Source organism: Arthrobacter sp. efr-133-TYG-118 (assembly GCF_030209755.1).
Taxonomy (GTDB): domain Bacteria; phylum Actinomycetota; class Actinomycetes; order Actinomycetales; family Micrococcaceae; genus Arthrobacter.
The window spans coordinates 368,107-388,982 of sequence record NZ_JARVRH010000010.1; the positions used below are offsets into that span (position 1 = coordinate 368,107).

The 20,876-nt window shown below is 60.6% G+C and carries 20 protein-coding genes and 1 pseudogene; 9 read left to right on the forward strand and 12 right to left on the reverse strand.

Translation table 11 applies throughout. The features are described 5' to 3' along the window. Window positions 1-123: 123 nt before the first annotated feature. The 5 genes from QRN59_RS10465 to QRN59_RS10485 all read right to left on the reverse strand — a co-directional run bounded on the left by QRN59_RS10465 (window position 124) and on the right by QRN59_RS10485 (window position 5,302). The gene (locus QRN59_RS10465; RefSeq protein ID WP_284982448.1) at window positions 124-1,359 is read right to left on the reverse strand and encodes a hypothetical protein; all 1,236 of its coding nucleotides are present in this window, start codon (window positions 1,357-1,359) and stop codon (window positions 124-126) included. 363 nt (window positions 1,360-1,722) lie between these two features. Beyond that, the gene (locus tag QRN59_RS10470) at window positions 1,723-2,010 is read right to left on the reverse strand and encodes a hypothetical protein (protein ID WP_284982449.1); all 288 of its coding nucleotides are present in this window, start codon (window positions 2,008-2,010) and stop codon (window positions 1,723-1,725) included. A 75-nt stretch (window positions 2,011-2,085) separates the two neighbouring features. Then, complete coding sequence (locus tag QRN59_RS10475) at window positions 2,086-2,643, reverse strand: DUF5067 domain-containing protein (RefSeq protein WP_284982450.1); 558 nt, start codon at window positions 2,641-2,643, stop codon at window positions 2,086-2,088. A gap of 308 nt (window positions 2,644-2,951) precedes the next feature. Further along, window positions 2,952-3,173 (reverse strand): aldehyde dehydrogenase family protein, encoded by a 222-nt coding sequence (locus QRN59_RS10480; protein WP_350225229.1) that lies wholly within the window; start codon window positions 3,171-3,173, stop codon window positions 2,952-2,954. An 8-nt stretch (window positions 3,174-3,181) separates the two neighbouring features. Continuing rightward, window positions 3,182-5,302 (reverse strand): GmrSD restriction endonuclease domain-containing protein, encoded by a 2,121-nt coding sequence (locus QRN59_RS10485; RefSeq protein WP_284982451.1) that lies wholly within the window; start codon window positions 5,300-5,302, stop codon window positions 3,182-3,184. 365 nt (window positions 5,303-5,667) lie between these two features. Between QRN59_RS10485 and QRN59_RS10490 the strand changes: the two genes are divergently transcribed. Both QRN59_RS10490 and QRN59_RS10500 read left to right on the forward strand, forming a co-directional pair. Then, the gene (locus QRN59_RS10490; RefSeq protein ID WP_284982452.1) at window positions 5,668-6,489 is read left to right on the forward strand and encodes a nuclease-related domain-containing protein; all 822 of its coding nucleotides are present in this window, start codon (window positions 5,668-5,670) and stop codon (window positions 6,487-6,489) included. Window positions 6,490-7,396: 907 nt separating this feature from the next. Then, window positions 7,397-7,597: a hypothetical protein gene (locus QRN59_RS10500; protein WP_284982453.1), complete on the forward strand. Its 201-nt coding sequence runs from the start codon at window positions 7,397-7,399 to the stop codon at window positions 7,595-7,597. Between the two features lie 395 nt (window positions 7,598-7,992). Here the strand turns inward: QRN59_RS10500 and QRN59_RS10505 are convergent. After that, window positions 7,993-8,376: pseudogene (locus QRN59_RS10505) on the reverse strand (response regulator transcription factor); the annotation flags it as partial. Window positions 8,377-8,766: 390 nt separating this feature from the next. On the opposite strand from QRN59_RS10505, the gene QRN59_RS10510 reads away from it, so the two are divergent. Both QRN59_RS10510 and QRN59_RS10515 read left to right on the forward strand, forming a co-directional pair. Beyond that, a complete protein-coding gene (locus QRN59_RS10510; RefSeq protein WP_284982454.1) occupies window positions 8,767-8,901 on the forward strand; it encodes a hypothetical protein in 135 nt (44 codons plus the stop codon). Window positions 8,902-9,283: 382 nt separating this feature from the next. Then, window positions 9,284-9,769, forward strand: coding sequence for a GNAT family N-acetyltransferase (locus tag QRN59_RS10515; protein ID WP_284982505.1), 486 nt, complete (start codon window positions 9,284-9,286; stop codon window positions 9,767-9,769). A 53-nt stretch (window positions 9,770-9,822) separates the two neighbouring features. Here QRN59_RS10515 and QRN59_RS10520 read toward each other — a convergent pair whose 3' ends face one another. Beyond that, a complete protein-coding gene (locus QRN59_RS10520; protein ID WP_284982455.1) occupies window positions 9,823-10,017 on the reverse strand; it encodes a hypothetical protein in 195 nt (64 codons plus the stop codon). Window positions 10,018-10,689: 672 nt separating this feature from the next. Between QRN59_RS10520 and QRN59_RS10525 the strand changes: the two genes are divergently transcribed. Continuing rightward, window positions 10,690-11,541 (forward strand): AbiV family abortive infection protein, encoded by an 852-nt coding sequence (locus tag QRN59_RS10525; RefSeq protein WP_284982456.1) that lies wholly within the window; start codon window positions 10,690-10,692, stop codon window positions 11,539-11,541. Here QRN59_RS10525 and QRN59_RS24540 read toward each other — a convergent pair. Beyond that, window positions 11,538-11,765 (reverse strand): GNAT family N-acetyltransferase, encoded by a 228-nt coding sequence (locus tag QRN59_RS24540; protein ID WP_350225230.1) that lies wholly within the window; start codon window positions 11,763-11,765, stop codon window positions 11,538-11,540. The two genes, QRN59_RS10525 and QRN59_RS24540, sit on opposite strands and share 4 nt — an antisense overlap. A gap of 155 nt (window positions 11,766-11,920) precedes the next feature. Continuing rightward, window positions 11,921-12,760 (reverse strand): DUF998 domain-containing protein, encoded by an 840-nt coding sequence (locus QRN59_RS10530; RefSeq protein ID WP_284982457.1) that lies wholly within the window; start codon window positions 12,758-12,760, stop codon window positions 11,921-11,923. Window positions 12,761-13,031: 271 nt separating this feature from the next. Here QRN59_RS10530 and QRN59_RS10535 point away from each other — a divergent pair, with 271 nt between their 5' ends. Beyond that, window positions 13,032-13,589: a dihydrofolate reductase family protein gene (locus tag QRN59_RS10535; RefSeq protein WP_284982458.1), complete on the forward strand. Its 558-nt coding sequence runs from the start codon at window positions 13,032-13,034 to the stop codon at window positions 13,587-13,589. A gap of 331 nt (window positions 13,590-13,920) precedes the next feature. On the opposite strand, the gene QRN59_RS10540 is transcribed toward QRN59_RS10535, so the two are convergent. Together QRN59_RS10540 and QRN59_RS10545 are read right to left on the reverse strand one after the other, a co-directional pair. Further along, a complete protein-coding gene (locus tag QRN59_RS10540) occupies window positions 13,921-15,018 on the reverse strand; it encodes a helix-turn-helix transcriptional regulator (protein WP_284982459.1) in 1,098 nt (365 codons plus the stop codon). Window positions 15,019-15,382: 364 nt separating this feature from the next. Beyond that, the gene (locus QRN59_RS10545) at window positions 15,383-15,694 is read right to left on the reverse strand and encodes a hypothetical protein (RefSeq protein ID WP_284982460.1); all 312 of its coding nucleotides are present in this window, start codon (window positions 15,692-15,694) and stop codon (window positions 15,383-15,385) included. Window positions 15,695-15,783: 89 nt separating this feature from the next. Here QRN59_RS10545 and QRN59_RS10550 point away from each other — a divergent pair, with 89 nt between their 5' ends. After that, window positions 15,784-16,437, forward strand: coding sequence for a hypothetical protein (locus QRN59_RS10550; RefSeq protein ID WP_284982461.1), 654 nt, complete (start codon window positions 15,784-15,786; stop codon window positions 16,435-16,437). Window positions 16,438-16,683: 246 nt separating this feature from the next. On the opposite strand, the gene QRN59_RS10555 is transcribed toward QRN59_RS10550, so the two are convergent. Next, window positions 16,684-17,283 (reverse strand): hypothetical protein, encoded by a 600-nt coding sequence (locus QRN59_RS10555; protein WP_284982462.1) that lies wholly within the window; start codon window positions 17,281-17,283, stop codon window positions 16,684-16,686. A gap of 150 nt (window positions 17,284-17,433) precedes the next feature. On the opposite strand from QRN59_RS10555, the gene QRN59_RS10560 reads away from it, so the two are divergent. Both QRN59_RS10560 and QRN59_RS10565 read left to right on the forward strand, forming a co-directional pair. Next, a complete protein-coding gene (locus QRN59_RS10560; protein ID WP_284982463.1) occupies window positions 17,434-17,946 on the forward strand; it encodes a hypothetical protein in 513 nt (170 codons plus the stop codon). Between the two features lie 206 nt (window positions 17,947-18,152). Next, window positions 18,153-20,816 (forward strand): UvrD-helicase domain-containing protein, encoded by a 2,664-nt coding sequence (locus tag QRN59_RS10565; protein WP_284982464.1) that lies wholly within the window; start codon window positions 18,153-18,155, stop codon window positions 20,814-20,816. The last annotated feature ends 60 nt before the right edge of the window (window positions 20,817-20,876 follow it).

Below are 20,876 nucleotides of genomic sequence, written 5' to 3' on the forward strand. Positions count from 1 at the left end.
AAGGAGTGATCTCTCCCGTAGCTTCGCCCGGCGCGCGGCTAATGTGAATGATCCGGGCCTGTGATCACGCACATCGGGTCGCTATTCGGCGTCGAGGGAAGTTTCCCTGACTGTCTTGGCTGTTCACCAGTTCTGAGGATGCTGTCGTTTCCAATCTCTCCATTCGTCGAAGCTCAGGTCGGGGCGTTCGCCTTGAGGTAGCAAGATACGGCGGAACGGATCGGATTCTTCGAGGTGGGTCTTTGACCACTCGAGGTACTCGCCGAGGATCTCGGCATATTCATGCTTGGTTCCGCGCTGCTCGACTGCTTCGCGCAGGCCAGCGACTACCTCCGCTAGCTCACGGTGCCGTACGAACTCGTCCCGGAGCTGTTCAAGCGTCTTGAGCCAACTGCCGTATCGAGCCGCGCGGTTCCGGAGTTCCTGAGCGCGGCGCTGCTCTTCGAGTCGTTCGATGTCCATCTGGCGTCGGCGTTCAGCAGCTTTCCTGGCGTCGACAGACATCTGCTCGACCTTCTCGATGGCACGCAGGAGCTTGTCTTCGATGCGGGTGGCGACAGTGTCATCGAGGGTAAGCACCTCGTAGGAGCTCGCCCGGATCTCGAGCCGCATGCGTTCGGTCGGAACGTAGTCGTACTTCGGATAGCTTTGCCAATTGTTGCGGGCTTTGTCTGCGAGCTCCTTCTCGGTCGGTACATGAGCAACGCGTTTTTGCTGCATCTTCAGGCGTATCGCGGCCGGGGCGTCTCCGGCATCGATTGAAAGGAGATCCGGGCCAGGGTATACACGGGCCCGACGGCCGGTCCATTGATCTACCTCGAAGGTCGAGGGGGTCGCGATCACGTCCCACCCGCGGCGGGTTGCTTCCTGGGCAAGCGCGTGCAGGATGAGTAGTGCGCGCTGCCGCTGCCCCGTCTGGACGTCGAGACGAGCCTTGTGGTCGATGATCTCCCTCAACGCCTTGTGGGGACGCCGGACCTGATCCGGCATCGGGATCGTCTCGTCCTTGACGATACGCTCGGGCTTGGCCGGTGTCTCAGGCTCGGCGTTCTGATCAGAGTTCACATCGGTAGTCACCTCTTTTACGAAGCGCCCTTTCCGCTCAGGCTTCTGCCGTGCCGGCTCCTTTGGCGTTGATGCCTCCGCCTTGGGATGATGTCCGTGCTCCAGATAGAACGTCCCCGTATCGGTGATCGCGATACTCCAGCGGCCACGCCGTTTGTCGAGAGCGACGAGGCCACGGCTGTCGAGTGCGACTGCGCTCGTCTTGAAGGTGTCGTTGGGTGGGTTTTCGAGGTCACCGCCCTCGGCGACCCATTGAAGTACGAGAAGCTGTGCGTCATTGAGCGAAAGATTCATGCGTCCAGTCTGTCCGAGAGCTCCAAGGCACAGTTCTCCGCCCTACAGCCCAGCAGTTTCCTCAAGTGCGCGGTGTGCATGGCGGATGCATATCGTCATAAGTGGATGCCCATTGTTATACGGGGACAATTACGAGACCGTTCAGCCAGCAAGACCGGCCGTGGAGCTGCAGAGGAGGCCACCCTCGAGCTTCCACGACGACGGCACCGCGACCGGCTAAATGCTCCATTCAACATAAAGTCCCACCGCCGCCTGACGGAAAAGAAACGAACCACCTGTCTCCCATCCTCGACACACCTCATCCTGAAACACGAAGTGCACGCACCCCATACGGATCGGATGCTCCGCCCTATGGCCAGAGGATCACTCCATCGGCATTTGAGCGAGTGCTCTGACACCTGCGATGAACTCCTCAGGGTCCAGCCGGACATGACTCTTTCGAGGTGCCTGGCCGCGTTTCCGAAGTTCATCTATCTTGAGTTCGATGAGGGACGGCGGGACCAAGCGCGGCTTGGTCCGGTTGACCCAAGGCCAGCGATTCGCGTCGTCGCCATCCCTTTCCGAGGCCCATTCGACGTAGTCCTGCGGTCGGAACTTAGCCTCCGCGATCACCTCGACGACGGCGTCCGGCCTGTCTTGGAACCGGAACAATGGAAGAGCGCTTCATCCGGGAGGATGGGCGCTCTTCATACATTGCAGTGTTGGTCGATCCGTGACGAACCGGACCTACTTCAACGTGAAGGTGACCTTGCCGATCTTGTCCATGCCGAGTTTCTCCGACGCGACGAGGTCCACCGGAGTAGTCACATCATCAAGCTCATAGGCGATCGCGTTTTCAACGGTTCCGCCCTTCTTGATTTTCGCGGTTTGACTGTCAAGGAAGCGCGGATCTGGAAGGGAACCAACGTTGAGTTTGTTTTCCCTGTTCGGGTTGTTGTCTTGGTACGCCGTGATGTCAAAGATGAAGTCCATCGGGCTTACCTCTTTGTCACTCAGATTTGTGGTCTGGTACCAGAAGGCGATAACGGGTTTCTTCCCGTACTCGTTGCCTGCTGCCCCTACTGGGATGACTTTGTGGTCCGTGATAGCGATCTTCAATTTCGAAGTGGTGAGGACGCCGTCCTTGAAGGATGACTCACTCTTCGGAGCTGAAGCCGGAGCCGACTGGCTCGGTTTCGGTGTAACCGTGCTTTCCGACTGGTTGCTTGCCGCCGTTGTTCCAGAGCATGCGCTGAGCGCAATAGCAACCGACGTGCATGCGAGCACGACAAAGGACTTCTTCATTTAATACTTCTTCCCCCAAGCTTGCATCGCAAGCGGCCAGTGACAACCTGGATGTTATCCGAAAGTCATCACTTGAGCGTAATTCCTAGGAACCGGCGCGGTCGTGACGAGTGCATCAATAGTCGAAAGAGACTAAACCCACGGCGAGCCAGGTCTTTGTCCATCCACACCAGACGGTAACGACCATGAGCTGCGCGGTACCGGCATACTTCACACACCACACGGCGAGGCCGGCGTAATTGCTTACTGCGGCGGTGCTCGGCAGGGAGACCCCTCAATCGCGCTCGGAGTTCGCAGACTCTGCGATTTCAGCCCTCTAAGGGTACCCACCGGTCCGTGGCATCCGCAGGTTTAGATCGGTTATTCGAGGTCGGTATGGCGAATAGAAACCCCGGGCGAATGGGTCTCCTAGTGGCAAACTCGTCGAGTCCGTGGCGTCCGAATTTACGACCGAATCCAGAGGGCTTGACGCCGCCGAACGGTAGTTCGGCGGAATCGGCCCTGACAGAGTTGGTGAAGACCATTTTCATAATCCGACTCAGTACTCTGCGTCAGCCGGTACTGAAGTTGAGATGCTCTGGAATTGCGCGCGAAGGTCCCGCAGCCGACGCCCGTCCGCTACAGCCCAGAAGTACCAGCCGTTTGTGGCCTTCTTGCGCAGGTGGTGGCCGGCCGATGACGGGGCGGTGAAACGCTTGCCATCAAGCTCGATCGATCCGTCCGACCTTACTAGCGCTTCGACGCCCTTGAAGTCGCGGTGCGTGGCGATGAGCTTGTCGCCTGGGGAAAGGAGACCAGCGGCAATCAGATGCTTGAGCTGGACCCAATCTTCCGCCTTGGCCTGGGGGTCAACTACCTGGCCTTTGTGTCCCTCAGGGACAGGCCATACCCTGAGAAGCGTTTCGACCAGGACCTCTGTCCGGTGGTCAATGAGCGATTCACGCCACGCTTCTCCTTCGGTATCCGCGACCACGCGCCCCGTCAGACTGATCGTGTTGTGCTTGAGCATCGCGTCGCGTTTAGCCAGCCACGGGCCATTGGAGACCTTCGAGTTGAGGGGGCCGGTCAGGAGCGTCAGGTTGCCGAGGCGGTGCACATGAGCTTGACGATCCTGCTGTTCCTCGGGAGTCTCAACCGGCCAGTTCTCCTGCCACATCTGAGGAAGGATGTGCTCGATCGGAAGCCCGGCTCGCACGACCTGGGCCTGCTTGGTTTCGGCGCGGTAGCAATTCTCGATCGCCTCAAGGAACATGCGCAGGCGAGGGCGCGGGTAGCGGCGGTAGGCGGGCTCATCCTTGAGCGCCACCCTGATCTCGTCGTCCCCAGGCCAATACGTGCTGGAGACATTGAGACGGGTAAGGTACCCGGTGACGCGCTCGACCAGTTCGCTGGCCGCGGCGTCGGAGTTGACGTTGATGAGTTCGGCGACGATACGGCCGAGATCGGAGCCCGTGATGCGAAGGAGCTGCCGACGGATGACCCAGCTCTCGGCGGCACCGATCACGGCATCGATTACTTGCTGCGGAAGATCCCTCCCGGGTTCGTATAGCCAGAGCATGAGTGGCTTGAGAAGCTCTATGCCAGCGGCATTCATGCGGTGGAACGCCATCTCGACAGCGTCGAGGTTGCCGTCAGGCCTGAGCGAGGCTTCCGTCCACGTCTCATATAGCGCAGCTTGCTGCTTGATCACGGCGAGCAGGTCAACCATCTTGTGCCGGGCTGTGAGCTCGACGTACGACTTGAATCTGGTGAACGTCGACTGCGGGCTGATCTCCTCACCGGTGCGAGAGATCAACCACTGGTTGAAGAAGAGCGAGCTTCGAGTCACGAAGTAGCGACCGACGCTGACCTCCTTCGTCCAGAACCTGGCCTCGAAGGGCCAGTCCTCGCGGTAGGCCTTCTTGGTGTCTCCGCCTTCAGCTTCAAGCCGCTGGAACACAAAGTTCCGGATCAGATCCGACGCCGTCAGCGGAGTCCCGCGGGCGTTGAGCGTCTCGAAGATCTCCTGTGAGTTCTCCGAGGCCTTGAGCTCGATGGTCACGAGCTGCAGATCCTCGAGCAGGACGCGGGCGAGTTCTTTGGCCCTCGTCGTGAAGACGTCTGTTCCAGGGTTCCCAAGCCATTGGGTGACAGCGGTGGTGAAATACCGATGCGCATGGACGATCCGCGACTCGTGGTGTTTGAGGTCCGAGTGGTCGACAGGTGGCTCGGCTGTCATCACTTCGAGAAAGGCATCATGATCGTTGTTGAGGTGCCGAACCTTGAGCGGGCTTTCATCGTCCTCGATGAAGCTCTCGGAGTTGTGCGTCAGGCCTTCGAGCTGGCTGGCGTACTTCGAAAGCCCAGCCTGCGCGAAGATCGCGCACGTCGCGTCGGCGAGCAGCTGTAACGTCGTCAGTCGCTGCTGGCCGTCAATGACATTCCAGGTGGTGAGCCGTGCGCTCTCGGCTTCATGCGCCTGGAGCACCACGGCTCCCAGGAAGTGCTGGGGTGCGAGGTGCGGCTCACTGATGCGCAGCTCCGCCACTCTGCGAATATCCTTCCACAGCGGTTCCCACTGCTCATCCTCCTTCCAGACGTAGGGCCGCTGAAATAACGGGATCACGAAATGCTGTGGCAGGTTGAACAGCTGAAGCGGCGTTCGCTTGAAGGTCTCCACGAAGGTAATCCTGCCGTAATCGTCCGACGAATGCGGTCAGTCAACCCACATCAGAGCAACGTGTCGACCGGCGCAGACGACTGTTTATCTACTTTTTCCTGAGTGTAGGGCGTGGCCGGGAAACGCTAGAAATGACCGTTTGCCTCGAGTGTTCCGTTAGCCGATCCTTGGGTTCTTGCGGTGATTGCAACAATTAGCTGATGGGTGTTGTCATGGCGTGGTCTTTGGCACACCGTACGCGCGGCGCGCCCGGAAGAAGTTCCTGCCGTGGGTGAGGATTGAGCCATGGCAAAGCTCATCCGCGGTCTAACCGTCGTGATCTACAAGCAGACCGGGTCCGTGCCGGTGATGCAAAGTGCATCTTCATGAAGCAGATGAGGCTCCGGTACGCCGGAGCGTGTCGGTTGTGCGGTGCCTCTCTTCCGGCGGGGTCAGAAGCGATCTATGAGAGCGAGACGAAGACCGTCCGCTGCTTGGAGTGTGCCACCGAGACTACGGAAACCACGTCCACCGACCTGGAACGAGCTGATGATGAGTTGACGGCCAATGAGTCCGGAGTAGCAGGGTCGTCCGCCCGACGCGAATATGAGCGCCGCAAGGCGAAGGACGAGGAAAGGCTTCGCGAGAAATGGGGTCGCTTCGGTGGCCTCGCGGTCGCCCTCTCTGACGAGCGGCAAAGCACCAAGGCCTGGGACCAGGGTGCGATCGGTGAGGAACGCCTCGGCGCCCGGCTAAACGCCCTGGCCACCGATGGCTTCGCTGTCCTTCACGACCGACGCATCCCCGGTTCGAAGGCGAACATCGACCATATCGCTATAACCCGCAAAGGGATCTGGGTGATCGATGCCAAGCGGTACAAGGGACGGCCTGAACTGAAGATCGAGGGTGGCATCATTCGCCCACGCGTCGAGAAGCTCCTCGTGGGTCGGCGTGATTGCACGAAACTGGTCGATGGGGCGCTCAAACAGGTCGACGTAGTGCGCGACCTCGTCGGGGATGTGCCGGTCACCGGGGTGCTGTGCTTCGTCGAAGCCGAATGGCCCCTGATCGGGGGCGCGTTCTCGACTCGTGGCGTTCACGTGCTTTGGCCGAAACGGTTGGCCAAAGTGCTTATGGAGCAGACAGCCGGCGACGTAGATGTGGCGAGGACGCGCGAGTCGGTAGCCTCCCGGTTCAAGCCGGCGTGACGTCAGTTGTTATGTTCGAAGCTGTTCGGAAGCGCGCTATCAGACCGGTTTCAGGCACCAGTCGTGAGGCGCAGCCGCTTCGATGATGATGGCCTTGCATCGCTTCACCTCTGGAATGCTCACTTCAGGACCTCCATCTGGCGATCCGACAATGGTTGGTAGCGGTTGACCATGTGGACCATTGTCTCGGGGGAGGTGTGCAAGAGCTAGACACGAACGACGAACCGCCGAAGGCAAAAGCAAGCGTTAGATCCGTCGGTGCCTCAAGCGATACCTCTCCCGCCACCTCTACCGCACCCTAAACGCACTCCACACCGCCGACGACACCATCCCGACCACGGCTTGACAGATAGGGAAGATTCCCCCCCCCCAGAACAGACTGCGGGCAACTGGCAGGGCTGGTCATCACAGCCTGCATCGGGACGAATACCACTGAGTCCCAGCAGCCGGGCATCCTGATCCCGGGCTTGTCTAGCGGGGCATTATGACCGGTGCAGCGGTTGCAGCTAGGGAAAGCATGCAGCCCGTGAAACCCAGGCTCATAAGCGCGATCCGCCGGGAACCCCACGGATTGTCTTTCTGACGGGGGTGGCGCGACTCATAGATGGCAATGGGGAAAGTCATCACCACGCCGATCAACATGAGCAGTAGAACCAGTTGCGTGGGAAGCATCTTGAGGACTCGTTCCGGCTGACCCAGTCCGTAACCCTTGAACTAGGATCAATATCGACTCTATGGTCGCTCCTGGCGCATGTCTACGCGTCTCGTCGTCTACTTTCCTCAGATGCGCGGAACGACGGCCCGCCCCGTATCGTCCGACGGCATGTAGCGCAAAAACTCCGGGGAGTTCGCCGTCCCTGCCGACCTAGAACCGCGCAAGTCTTATGGCCCATCCGAAATACCTGAGGTGATCGTTTCGCCAGGCAAAGGCGGGAACGACAACTTGGCGACCCTGCCCGAGCAGGCGCAGGACATCATCGATCAAGTTCTGAGCGGCACTGATCCTGATGGTGAACGGCTCCGGGTGAAATTGAGGGCGAGCATTTCCCGACATCCTGGAAGGCCGGACCAAGCGCTCCTTGAGCACCTCATGAACCGCAACAACTGAACGGCTGGTTTTAGTGGACCCGCGGTAAAAAGCCCCCCACCGTGGGGGACGGTGAGGGGCTTAGTGTGTAGTCGTAGGGTGGGTACACGGCCCGCTGGGTTGCCGGCATCCCCACCTACGGGGCCGCATTCCGGCGCGGATCCGGCGCTGGCCGGATTGACCAAGCCTAATTGCATGATCCCGCGACGGGCAAGCTGTACGGCGGGGATCCCGCTAGGATGCAACAACGACCGCGGGATCGCTGTTCCGATATGGCCTCCAGCACGCACTCGGCGTCACTGCCCACTGTTGGCGCCCGCCTCCTGATCCAGGTCCAGTCGGTTGTGCCAGAGAACTTACTCTCCCGTCCAGCCCTCGGAAGGGAGAGGACTCAGCCGTGGGTCGGGGAAATGACTGCCCGCGGTCTGGGGCCGCGGCCGGCCCATCATCGCTACGATTCTGGCCTGCATCTCCCGCGGCCAGAAGGGCTTGGTGATGTATTCATCGGCTCCGCCGTCAAGGGCCGTCAGTTGATAAGGTTCGTCAGCCCGGCCGGTGAGCATCACGATATAGGCGTTGCTGAACTCCCGGATCCTGCGCAGTACCTCGAGCCCGTCAATGTCCGGCAGACCCACGTCCACGGTCACGACGTCGGGGTTGATGTCCCGAACCACCTCAACGCCTTCGCGGCCGTCGGATGCTGTATGGACTTCGAAACCCCATTGGAGAAGGATTCCCCCGATCAGGTTGCGCATGTCCTCGTCGTCTTCTATTACTACAGCCACGCCTAAGTCGCTCATGGCCCCCCATGTGTACTTCAAGAATCCGTGGCAGCCCAGCACCGACACGGTATTCAGACCTGTAGTTCCCAAGCTACAAGGAAAGGGCGGGCTTTGCATGAACTGTTTGAAAGAGGCAGCCCGGGCCGAACGAGAATGCCACGCTCCACGCGGCTTTCCGGCGAAACAAGTACCCGAACGCCGCGGCCGAATTCAAATGGGCATATAAACCCCCGGCCAGGGACCATCCCGCGAAGGTATCCGGAAGCGTTCAAGGGGTGGAGACCTGAATACGCCGGGGCAATATTAAGCAAATCCTGAGCTTTCCTTAGCGTCATCCTGAGCTTGACTGTGTATGCGCGACACCTTCTGGATACGATCGTCGGGTTGTCCTACTGAAAGGCACTTTTCGTGGATTTCATCCGCTATGCCACCGGCCTCGTGATCTTCCTGGGGGCCTCATTTGTGTTGATGCTTTCCGTTCACCTGCTCGTGCTGTGGCATGCGAAGCGGAAGAACGCGGCGTCGCCGGTACGCGAGAAGTAGCCGCGCCCATGCCCTACCTCGATATCAACCCACATCGACCGCGCCCGAAGTGGATCGGATACGTTGTACTGGCTGTCCTGACGGTCCTGACGGTCATTGTCGTCATCGCTGCACTCACCGGCCCATAGAATTTTTCAGCACTTTTCATCTCCGATGGTTCCGGTCCGGAAGTACGGCCGGATTGCCCCCGCTGTTGCTATTCAGCAGTCCGATGATTGGTTCCTGGAACTGCAGGTCAGGTGAAGGCGACTTTTCACAAACGTATGTAAGAATCGTGGAACTTGCCGGGTTCGTCAGTGACCGAGCCGCCCACTAATGCCGGTCAGGCCCTGCGGTCGGCAAGGTTTGTATCGAAGTAACCGCAGTATTTGGGGGAATGAGTTTGATTCAAATCATGGTCGATGATCCGTCACGTGAAGACGTCCAGGAGCTGTTGGGCGAGCATCTTGACGACATGTACGCGGCATCGCCCGCGGGAAGCGTGCACGCCCTGGACCATGTGGGATTGGCCGGCCCGGGCATCACGTTCTGGACGGCCAGGAGAGCGGGGATGCTCCTTGGGTGCGGGGCGCTGAAGGAACTCACGCCGGCAGCCGCGGAACTCAAATCAATGCGCACCACGGCATCTTCACGAAGGCAAGGGGTGGCAACCCGCCTCCTCGCCGTTCTCATCGAGGAAGCCAGCCAACGCGGCTACCGACGCCTGTATCTGGAAACCGGGGCACAGCGGTTCTTCGCACCGGCGCGGAGGCTGTACAGCAAATACGGTTTCACACCCTGCGGGCCATTCAACGGTTACCGGCCGGACCCCCACAGCGTCTTCATGACACTTGGCCTTCCGGCCATCCCCGGATCTGAGCACAGCTGACAGGACGCCAACGGCACGCGCCGTCCCGTGGGCCGTTCGGTTGCGATCTGCGGTCAAGCTGCCATGGCAGCGTCGGCGGATGAGCGGACGGAGATGTTGAGCTCTGACTGTTGGGGATCGATCAGGGCTGGAAGGCGGTGGGATTGCGAGCAGCTGCGGAGCGCTTCCATGGCCGCGGGGTCCACGTTGGCCCCGGTGACGTCGATTTCAAGGGCCAGACCATGCATGAGGGCGTTTGCCCGCCTCACGACAACATAGAGCGCGTGAAGGCTCCGGGTGGTTAGATGCCCGTGGGCTGTGATGCGGACCTGGGCAACAGGCAGCCGATTCGCCGGTGCGCCGACCGCTGTGCACCTTCCCTTCTCGGTCGCGGCTATTCCGATCAGGACCGTTGACGACAAACACCCGGCTTCGTCGGCCTGCTAGTTATGTTCCGTGGCCCAGCGTTCAGCCTTCCACGTCGCCACCTGGAGTCCTATGCTCGGTTAATCGCCGACCACATGCCCCGGGGGAATCATGGAGAATCGGAAGTCGAAGTACAAGTGCCCGAAATGTCGTACGCGGTTGTTTGAGACCTGGTATATCCAGACTGTTGGGGGTGTCGAGGTGGAGCATCGGCGAATTGGGCGACCCTTCTGCCCTAACGGACACACCATTACTTACTGGAATCTCGCAGGACAACCGGTCAAGGCCGTCTAGGCAGAACCTTTGCCAAGAGCCGAGCCCGGCAACCTTTCCGATGCCCCGCATGACGGGCGGCTATTTGGAGGAAACCTACACGGAGGTCCACCAACATTCTCCACCATGTTGCAACCCCTGCGCATCGCGGATCCTCGTCATCCTTACCCCTCCGGCGCATGGATCTAAGTCCTCGCACGGTAGACACGGCTTATGTCGGGGGCATACGGGAGAATACACTCATGGCCCGCCCGTTACGTCTCCCCGCCGATCTGTCTCCGTCGCAAGTCATCTCGCTCCAAGACGCCCTGCTCGCGAACGCCGACAAGCTCCTGCGAGCTGCGCTGACGATGCTTGAAAATGACAACGTGGCACTTGCCCGATCGCTCGCGATCCTTGGCATGGAGGAATCCGGCAAGGCGATCGCTCTGCACGAGCGCCGGGTGCACATGGCCTATGCCCCAGAGGGCGAGCCCTTCGTCGATGAACGTCTGCAGAAGCTCTGGGGGCTGCACGGACGCAAGCTCGAGATCGTGCACGGCTTCCTGATTCGCGAGGACTACTGGTTCGGCGTCGAGGCCGGGGATCCCGAGGAGAACGCCAGAGTGCTCGGCACGATCGAGGCATGGAAGCTTGACCACAACGTGCTCAAACAACGGGGCTTCTACGTGGACGTCACGCCGGCTGGCGAGCCTGCCACGCCAGCGGAGGTCGCTGACGGCGATTCCGTGCGCGATGTCATCGGATACGTACATCAGATCGGCTGGCAGCTCCGGCTCGGAGAGCATATCGAGGGCAGAGCTCGTCTCGAACGCGAGCGGGAGATTCCTCCTGCAACCGAAGCGGAGATCGAAAGCATGCGGAGCATGATGAAGCGCGTTGAACCTGCAATCGTCGAAAGGATCCTGAGTTCGATGCGACAAGGCACCGAGGGCGAGGGGCTGAACAACGCGGCTTATGCGTTCACGTTGCCGGAGAGCCCGTTCGAGAACATCGGGCGACCAGGTTACGAAGCACAGGACCGCGAGTTACAGGTGATCGCTGAAGAGACGTCGAGCACTGCCTCGGAAGCCCCGACGGGAACCACTGACTAACGGGCCCCTAGTCCGAGAGCCCCTCGTCGCGCAAGCCAGAGGCTAAAGCGCAAACCCAATTTCCGCCCCATGCTTCGGTAGAACGCCTGGGCACGCCGGTTTGGATCTGCAACCCACAGACCAGTGCTGACCTCAGGCTTGATTACTGCCGTAAGGAGTTCCGAACCTACGCCTTTCCGCCTGCCTCCTTTTTGCCTGCATGAGACTCCGTCGTCTAGCCCCAATCGCAGACGCAGACGTCACCTCTAGCGTCCTGGGCCGTCGTCCTCTGGCCTTCGGTGGATACAGAGCGGACACGTGTCCGCCAAGTGAACCATCCTGGCCGTCATCCGCGCGTTACCCGCCAACGAGGGGTGGGTTCCCGCAGCATGGTCGACTGCTAAACCTCGAGCACGGTCGCATGACGCCGCCTGAACGGTGCGACAAGCCGCCCAGCTTGGCGAGGCCCCCATAGCGGCTTTGTGGCTAGTCGCGGCTGAAGTTGGCCAATGCGCTCATTATGGGCCGCAGAACTGACCATGAAGCCAAGAATGGCCAGGCCGGCAATGAACGCGTAGATGACGCCACGCTCAAAAATGCCTGAGAAATCAGTTTTACCCCCGGTGAGCAGCATCAACAACCCCGATACACCGGCGACGATGGCCAGTCCGAAAAACCAAAGGCTTGCGTCGGTCCGTCTGAACCAGAGCACGCCGGTCGAGACGAGGGTTACGAAGATGCCAAAGGACAGAATGACGACGGCCGGGTCGTGGATTCCAATAGTGTGGCCTGCATTTGGATAGTCTTCGGGGAAGACGCCGATGGCGAAAATAGCTAGCCCGGTAACGGCGAGCGACCAACGAATGATGGTTGTCGTTACCTTGGCAAAGCCGGTGGGCTGCATTCGAATCTTGCCGTCAGTTTTGTCCCGGCCCACAGCCTTGTAGGCGTCATCAAGGTCGCCGGCATGTGCTGCAATCCAGAGCACCGGCGAGGTGATGAGACAGGCCGCTACGACGACGTTCACGCCGATGAAGATGAGAGCCAGATCCATCGCAGCGAAGGACGGAGAACACACGTAACGTGTAGGGTTGCCGACGTCGTCGCAGTGCACCGCGCCGAGGTCGCTGACGTAGTTCGACGCGTAGCTGTAGGTGCTATTACCCTTCCACCCAAGCTGAACAACCCACTCAAACACGATGAAACCAAGCATCGCTTTTGCGGCCCATGATCCGATCATGTGCCGAGTATCTGACGTCCTTGGTCGCCGCCCCAAACACCAGCCGCCGAGTAGCTCGATCCAGCTTTTCACCCTGTTCATAGCAAGGATTAAGGCGCGCGATTGGACAAAATACTAGAGGCTCCGCTACTCGAATGATGACCTGCGCATCCTTGCACTGAACTGAGTAGGGGAGAGCCTGCCGTGCTACGTGTTAACTAGTCCAGTGAATAGCCTCGCGCAAGGCGGTGATAGTCGAGGCATCAGTGAGTGGACGGCCTAGAATCGTCGTATGGCTCTCCTGACGTTCAGCATCAACGTCACCCTGGATGGTTGCGTCGACCACCAGGAAGGCATCGCCGACGACGAGACGCACGCCTACTTCACCCGCCTCATGGACGAGGGCGGCGCAATGCTCTGGGGCCGCACCACATACGAGATGATGGAGAGCTACTGGCCGGCGGTCGCCCGCGGCGACCAGGACGCGCCGCCTGCGATGCGCGAGTGGGCGCTCAAGCTGGAGGCCAAGCCGAAGTACGTTGTGTCGTCGACGCGAAGCGACTTCCCGTGGACCAACAGCCACCACGTCGTGGGCGACCTGCGCACGGCGGTGCAGGATCTCAAGGAAGCGACTCCCGGCGGGGTTCTCGTCGGCAGCGGCAAACTTGCGACAGAGCTGGACAGACTGGATCTGATCGACGAGTACAAGTTCCTTGTCCATCCCATGATTGCTGGCCACGGCCCCACCCTTTACCAGGGCGGGCTGCCCCGCACCCGACGCCTCGATCTGATCTCGGCGGAGCCGCTCAGCAACGGTGCGGTCGCGATGCACTATCGACGGGCTGAGTGAGGGTGGCTGCCCGTCGCTCGTGAGCTTCGGCTGAGACGAGTCTGGTGGGGGCCACTTAGTCTCGTTCGGATGACCGGTGTACACCTGCTCCAGAAAAACCGTGCGCTTGTGGAGGTAGAACCAGATGCGTGCGGTGACTTTCGACGTCGGTTTGTGCTGCCAGCGCTCAATGACGCCGTGTTCGCCCTTCAACAAGTACCGTGACAGACCTGAAGGTGGAACAAAAAAGATCTGCCGGACCGCCGGTTCGACTGGTGTTCAGTCACACAAAATCCTGTCGCCTGCATAAAGCTGTAGATGCTTGGAATACCTGGCGGCATCGGTGGTGAGACTAATCACGAGGCAGCCCTGGCGCTTCCGGTCTCCCGGGCTCGGCCGCCCGGTGGACATGGTGGAAGAGCCCCTTGCGGGTCTGAGTCCGTGTTTTGCGGCGGGCGTTCGCGAGGTGACTCTCAACGGTCCTGATGCTGACTCCGAGCCGTGAAGCGATTTCCCGGTTGTCCAGATTCCCGGCCAACAGGGCGACTTCTGCCTCTCGCTTGGTGAGGCGTTGACCCGCGCTCCCGGGAGTAACGGCCGCCCCGGGCTGGTCTTCCAGGCCGTATCGTTTGCTGAGCTCTTTGATGGCGGCCTCGGTCGCTGGTACTGGTCTGAAGTCATCGGCGGGGCTCCTCTCGCGTAAGCCGCGGACTTGGTTCCTGAGGTAGTCGGCGATCAACGGAGGAACGACGGACGCGGCCAGGACCCCGTCCGCACCTGCAACGACCGCGAGGAGGCCGCGGTGTTCCAATCGGCCGAGCACGTCAGCTCCGATCGTGGTGCGATGGTCCAGACGCCAGAAACCGGTGATCGCTATGGTGCGCAATGCGGTGCGCTCATCGCGTTCAAGGCCGTAAAGCAGGCCCTCGACGGTGCCGTGAAGATGTACGTTCATCAAGGTGCGGCCGTTGATGTGCCAGGAGCCGCCCCGGAGGACGAGCCTTTCGCTCACCACAGCGCTTTCGAGGATCCTTGCCACGAGACGGGGGTTGCCGCCGGACCATGAAAAGACCCGTGCGACGACATCGTCATCGGCCGGCGCGCCGAGAATTTCCGCGCTGACAGCTTCGACCTGCACATAACCGAGGGGCTGGAGCGGGACGGTGACAGCGGGCCAGCAATCCAGACCAAGCAGAGGAGTGGAACCGGACGGGCTATCGCTCATCGTTACGATGAGGGGCCGCTGGGTGCGTTTCTGGGCAACGTCGATAACAGCCAGAGTTTCGCTGTCCAGGTTTTCGATGTCATCGACAAGGATGAACCGGGGTCCTTGTTTTGCCAGAAGCCCCGACAAAACGTCGGACAGGCCGACGATGCCTGAGCCTCGGTTCCGATGCCCCAATTCCAAGGAGTGGAGGCCGGCAAACGGGACGCCTTTGAGGGAACGCATTGCAAAGATGCTGTAAACGTTCGCGCCGCGGTCTTCCAGATGGTCGACAACCTTCCTCGCCACGGTGGTTCTCCCGCTGCCTGGTGCTCCGATGACCCGAACACTTAAACCCCGGCAGGCGAACTCCAGAATGCGGGTGATCTCCCGCTCAAACAGCACCGTGATCGCTCCTCCAGATTCCACTGATTCCCAAAACCGCAGGGTCCTCCAGAAGATATGTGCGGGGTGGGGCCGCTGCGTGTCGAAATTTTGAAATTAGGTGGCGAACGGGGTCCAAATGAGTGGTCGGTGTTTGCCGCACAGCCTTTTGTGTTGAACCCTCCACCTAATGGCTGTCAGCGACCGGCAGCGACGTCCCCCGCCTTCACGGCCGGTAGGTAGGGGCGGGCAATGCGCCGTCACCGGATCTGGTCGCCATATCGAACCAACAGCGCTCTTCCGCGGCTCCAAGGACGTCCTGCGGCCACTGGGTCAGAAAGGACCACGGCATGGTCTCCTCACCGAGGAAGTTCACCCGCACCCAGGGGTCCAAGCCATTGGGACGGCCCGGATAAACATCTCGGACTGCGGAACGCTCGAGCCGCCAACGGCCGAAGAAGTGTGCGAGCCAACGGAACCTCAGCGGGAGTCTATCGTCACCGTGCTTCTGCTGCCGTTCGGTGCCTCCCTTAGGCATTTCCAGGAATGCTAGGCAATTCTCTGGCTTGTAGTACGCTCAGTTCGGCTTTGACGTTGGCGTCGACTGGGTAGCTCATGGGGTGGGAATTGGATTACGGAATAGTTTCGCGGGACATCGCTCTGCTTGTACTGGAGTTTCTGAAGGTACTTGCTTGGCCAGGCGTGGTCCTGGCTGGCTTGTGGACTTTTCGGGATCAGATCAGACACATTCTCCATCGGGTAAAGGAAGCAGCTTTCGGCGGGGCAACGATCTCGTTCGCTGAAAATACCAGCGAATTGTCGGAGATGGTGGAGAGGATCCCCAACGAGCTGAAAAAGAAGGATGAAGGCTCCGTACCCCCGCCCTCCGTTGCCCATGAACCGGAAGAACCGGACTCGGAAACCACCGAACTTTTGGACGCTGCCAACGCGCAAATCATCAGTAGGTGGGCCGCTCTCACAAACGACACCTGGAAGTTGCATCAAACCGTTTTTATGGGATCGGGGGGGACATCAACATCCTATGCCCAACCAAAGACTCTCCTGCAGGCGGTGTCGGATTTCCAGCGCAACGGACTGATCAACAACGACACCCTGGAAGCGTTCCGATTCGCACAGAATCTCAAGACCAATCTTCTGCACGACACCAACGCGGCGACATTCGAGGCTTACCGACAATTTCTCAGCACAATCGATCAACTTAGTGGCCACGTTCGGTCATGGATAAGCAAATGGACCTCGGTTGCGTCGCCTGACCGATGAGTTTTTCCGCCAAGGCGAGGCTCCTGAGCACAGGAAGCGGGATGGCCTCCGTAGCAACCTGGAGAAGGTGGGTTTCGTGCGGCTAATCGATCGTTAGAGGTGACTGGAAACAGATCGAAGCGGGCAAACGGCCTGGTTTTGCCACAGGTCGGCGCGACGGCCTGCCCCGAGTGGTCCACATCCGAAACTGGCAACAAGAATATTGGGTAGAGACGGCACCGGCCGGAACCGTCCGTCTCACTTCGTTTATTTTTGACCGCCGAGCCAAAAGAGCGCGGTGTCGACGTCTCTCGCAGTCCATGCGTGCCGGTGCAGGTTTGCCGTGGAGCGCAGATCCTCCACCAGCTCCATGTAGCGTCCATACCTGCCACGTGCTGCCGAGAGTGAAAGACCCAAAGTCTCCAGGCCGGTTTGGGCCCGGTCATCGTATATCGCCATGCGCCCGGGAGCTGCAGCCAGCAGAAGCGCCGACGCGAGTGCATCTCCTGTCTTGAACCCGGGCAACGCGGCGAGTTCACGGCGTCCGGCGGAAGCGGCCTCAGGTACGGTCAGCGACTCGTCGTTGACTGCGGCCACGGCCTTCGCCGTCACTGCGCGGACGTCTTGTTCCGGCGTGGTCATCAATTCCCGGACCCAGGTCGTGTCCGCCCGGAGGCGCTTCCAGAACAGCAGGGCCCCGATATCGGCCTTGCCGATGCTGGCCGTCGTTCGGATCCGGTCCGCGACTTCGATGAGGACCTCGTCGTACACCGGCGAAGTGCCTGATTGGTAGGCAGCATGGGAGCCGCGAAGCATTTCCCAATATCGCGGGTCGAGGACTTGGAATGTCCGGTCCGGCATATTCATGGTTCGAGGATGCCACAAGCCGATCGTTTCCCCGGGCGGCGCGTGTCGGTTCCCGCAAAAAAATATGCCCTTCAGCGTTGCCTGCACCGGGGAATACCATGGGGAAAAGGCCGCAGTACATACTGACTCCCACCCGTCCGGACACACATCATGCCACGCAAACTCATCGGGGACAGCAACAAGGGCAACGGGACCCCCGCTGCAATCGCACTTCGCCCCGGCCATCGGATCAGGGAAATCCGACAGGAGCTTCACCACCGGCACCCGGGCTCTGACGGATATCAGGTCATTGACGCTCACACTGCCCCGCTTTCGCCCTTCGCGAAGGCGTCTGTGGTGTCAGTGACTTCCGATCGCTACCAGGAACGCCTCTACATCAGGTCCCGCAGCCACAACGCCAGTGAAAGACTCTCAGCGGTCCGCGATTCCATCGCGACATCACCTTATACGTGGGAAGACCTGGCAGCCGACGGCGTCAAAGAATGGGTGGAGGAATCCGTCGAGGATGATGTACTCCTGGCTGCCGCGGTCGAGTCCCTGGGAGAACTCGAACCCGCCGAACGCCCCTACTTGGGGAAGTTCACCGTGGAGAGGATCTACGAGATACTCACGAACGCCGAAGCGGCATACTGGCGCAGGATCTTCCCTGTCGGCCGCAGCTGATATTGACTCACCGTGCTTTCGCGAGCTCCGCATCGAGCCCCGGCGCATTTCTCATTCATCGTGCCGTATCTGAATCACACGGCCACGTGCTATTCCGTCTGGAACCAGGCCCGGGATCATCTACCGGCCACCGATGGGCGTGTCGCTGCCGCTGATACCGTGGAATGACGACACATGGCTGGTTTTTGAGCTTTTTTGGGGGGAGCATGACGGAGTGGAAGCCAGGCTGGTGGGCGAAAGCGTTCAGGGGCGCTGGGGCATGGGTGCTGTCGATAGGCGAGGGCCGTCTGCATGTCCGCGGAATACCAGGAGCGGTCGACGTCGATGTCCAGGACATCCTTGGACTCCATGGTGATGAGGGTTCGAAGCAGATCGTCATCACTTTCGCCCACCGGACAGAAACGGTGCTTACCGGGCTCTCTCACCGTGCGGTGCGTGAGATCGCGGTCGCATACCGTTCTGAGGTCGACGAGCGACGGCAGCTAGCTGCTCTCCTTTCAAAGGCGGAGGAAGAGGGAGAGGCTGCCCGCCTGTGGTGGGCCCGGGTCCGAGAAGTGATGGACCGACCCAGATGGGCGGACCAGGACTCGATCGCCGCGCTCGAGGGCTCCCGTCCTGATGTTGCTGTGTGGCTCGTTGCTGACAGCGATCCACGGCTCCGAGGGTTTCCCGAGGCCAAGCGCGAGGACCAGCGAGCCGCTGTCGACGCTTGTCGTACCACTGACTTACCAAGGTGGGCTGCCCAGAGAAACGAGGCGTTCCTGGAGTGGGAGAAGAACGATCTGGCGGACTTCTTCAGCACGGTGGAGAAGTCGCCGTTGACGGAAGAACAGACCAGAGCCACCGTCTGCTTCGACAACCGGGTGCGCGTGATCGCGGCCGCCGGCTCCGGAAAGACCTCGACGATGGTGGCGCGTGCTGGCTATGCGATCCGGCGCGGCATCGCACAGCCGGTTGAGATCCTGGCTCTCGCGTTCAATAAGAAGGCAGCCGGTGAACTCTCGGACCGCTTCATCGCCCGACTCGGCGATGACGGTGCCGGGGTGGCGTCGAGCACGTTCCATGCCTTCGGGCTGCGCATCATCGGTGAGGTCAGCGGCCGCAAGCCCTCCATTCCGGATGACCTCCCCCGGGACAACGGGATCGGACGGCTCGCGGCGATCGTGGATGTCCTCCGCGACCGGGATCAGGCCTTCCGGCGGGACTGGGACCTTTTCCGGCTCGTGTTCGGCAGGCAGCTGCCGGACCTCGGGGATGAAGCTGATCCTGAGAAGTCAGACCGGAACACCGGTACCAACGGTTTTGGAACTCTCGCCGGGGAGGTAGTGAAGAGCCAGGAAGAGGTCATGATCGCCAACTGGCTCTTCCTGAACGGCGTCCGGTACGAGTACGAGCGGCCGTATGCTCACGACGTCGCAGACGCGCACCACCGGCAATACCAGCCCGACTTCTACTACCCGGACATCGACGTCTGGCATGAGCACTGGGCACTAGGCCCGGACGGGACTCCGCCGCCGCACTTCGACGGGTATGCCGAGAGCATGGAGTGGCGGCGTCAGACCCACACCCGCTACGGCACCGGGCTGATCGAGACGACCTCGGCGACCATTCGGGACGGGTCCGGATTCGAACACCTCGAGAAGGAGCTCCGCCGACACGGAATCCAACTTGTGGAAGACCCGTACCTGGAGGCGGTCGGCGAGCCGCCGATCAGCGACCAGGCGATGGTCGCATTGATGCGGTCGTTCATGTCACATGCGAAGGGCAACCGCCTCACTCCGGAGGAGCTGGCGCAGCGGGCCGGCCGGACCTTGCGGGCCAGACTCTTCACGCAGCTATACGGCGTCATCCTCGCCGAATGGGATCATCAGCTCCGCGCGGCGGGCCAGATTGATTTCGAGGACATGCTGAATCTCGCTGTAGATCATGTCGAGTCGGACCGGTGGGAGAGTCCCTACCGGCTCGTCATGGTCGACGAGATGCAGGACACCAGCACGGCCCGTGCGGCTCTCGTCCGGGCGCTGCTGAAGACTCCCGGAACCTACCTATACGCGGTGGGTGATGACTGGCAGTCAATCAACCGCTTCGCCGGCTCGGACCTGAGCGTGATGACGCACTTTGACGACTGGTTCGGCACAGGATCGACGATCTGGCTTGACCGCACTTTCCGGTCCCCGCAGTCCCTATGCGACATCGCCGGCGGGTTTGTGATGAAGAACCCCGTTCAGATTTCCAAGAATGTCCGGTCCTCTAGACCGGACACGGACGAGACCGTGCTCGCGGTCAGCGTACGGGAACGCAGTCAGTACAGCTCAGTCGTCCGGCAACACCTCATGGGCATCGACGAGCAACTCACCTCGCTCGCGAAAGTTCTGCTGCTTGGCCGGTATGCGCGCTCAAAGGACGATGTCACCTCCGTACTGGATGCCCGTTACGCCAACTTGACCGTCGAGTTCAACACCGTGCATGCCTCGAAAGGAAAGGAAGCCGACTACGTCGTTGTCCTCGGCCTTGAGAAGCGTGGCTTCCCCAGCGCCATCGAGGATGATCCGCTCCTGCAATTGGCCATGGCCGAGCCCGATCCCTACCCGCATGCTGAGGAACGACGCCTGTTCTACGTCGCCTTGACCCGTGCCAAGCGCTCAGCTCTCCTGGTCACCCGCGCTGGTGGGGAATCGGCATTCCTCCTTGAACTGGTCAGAGACCAGGTCGTCAAGATCCGATCCGCCAAAGGCGACGATATTACCCCGGTGGTCTGCCCGAAATGCAGGAAGCGCACCATGAAGGAACGAGAAGGGCGATACGGGCAGTTCTTCGGCTGCACCGGGTACCCGATTTGCAACGGAACGATGAAGCTCACCGAATCCTAGGGGCCGGGACAAGACCCCCAAAGGGGAAACCGAGATACTCGCCCGGGCCGACGAGCTCAA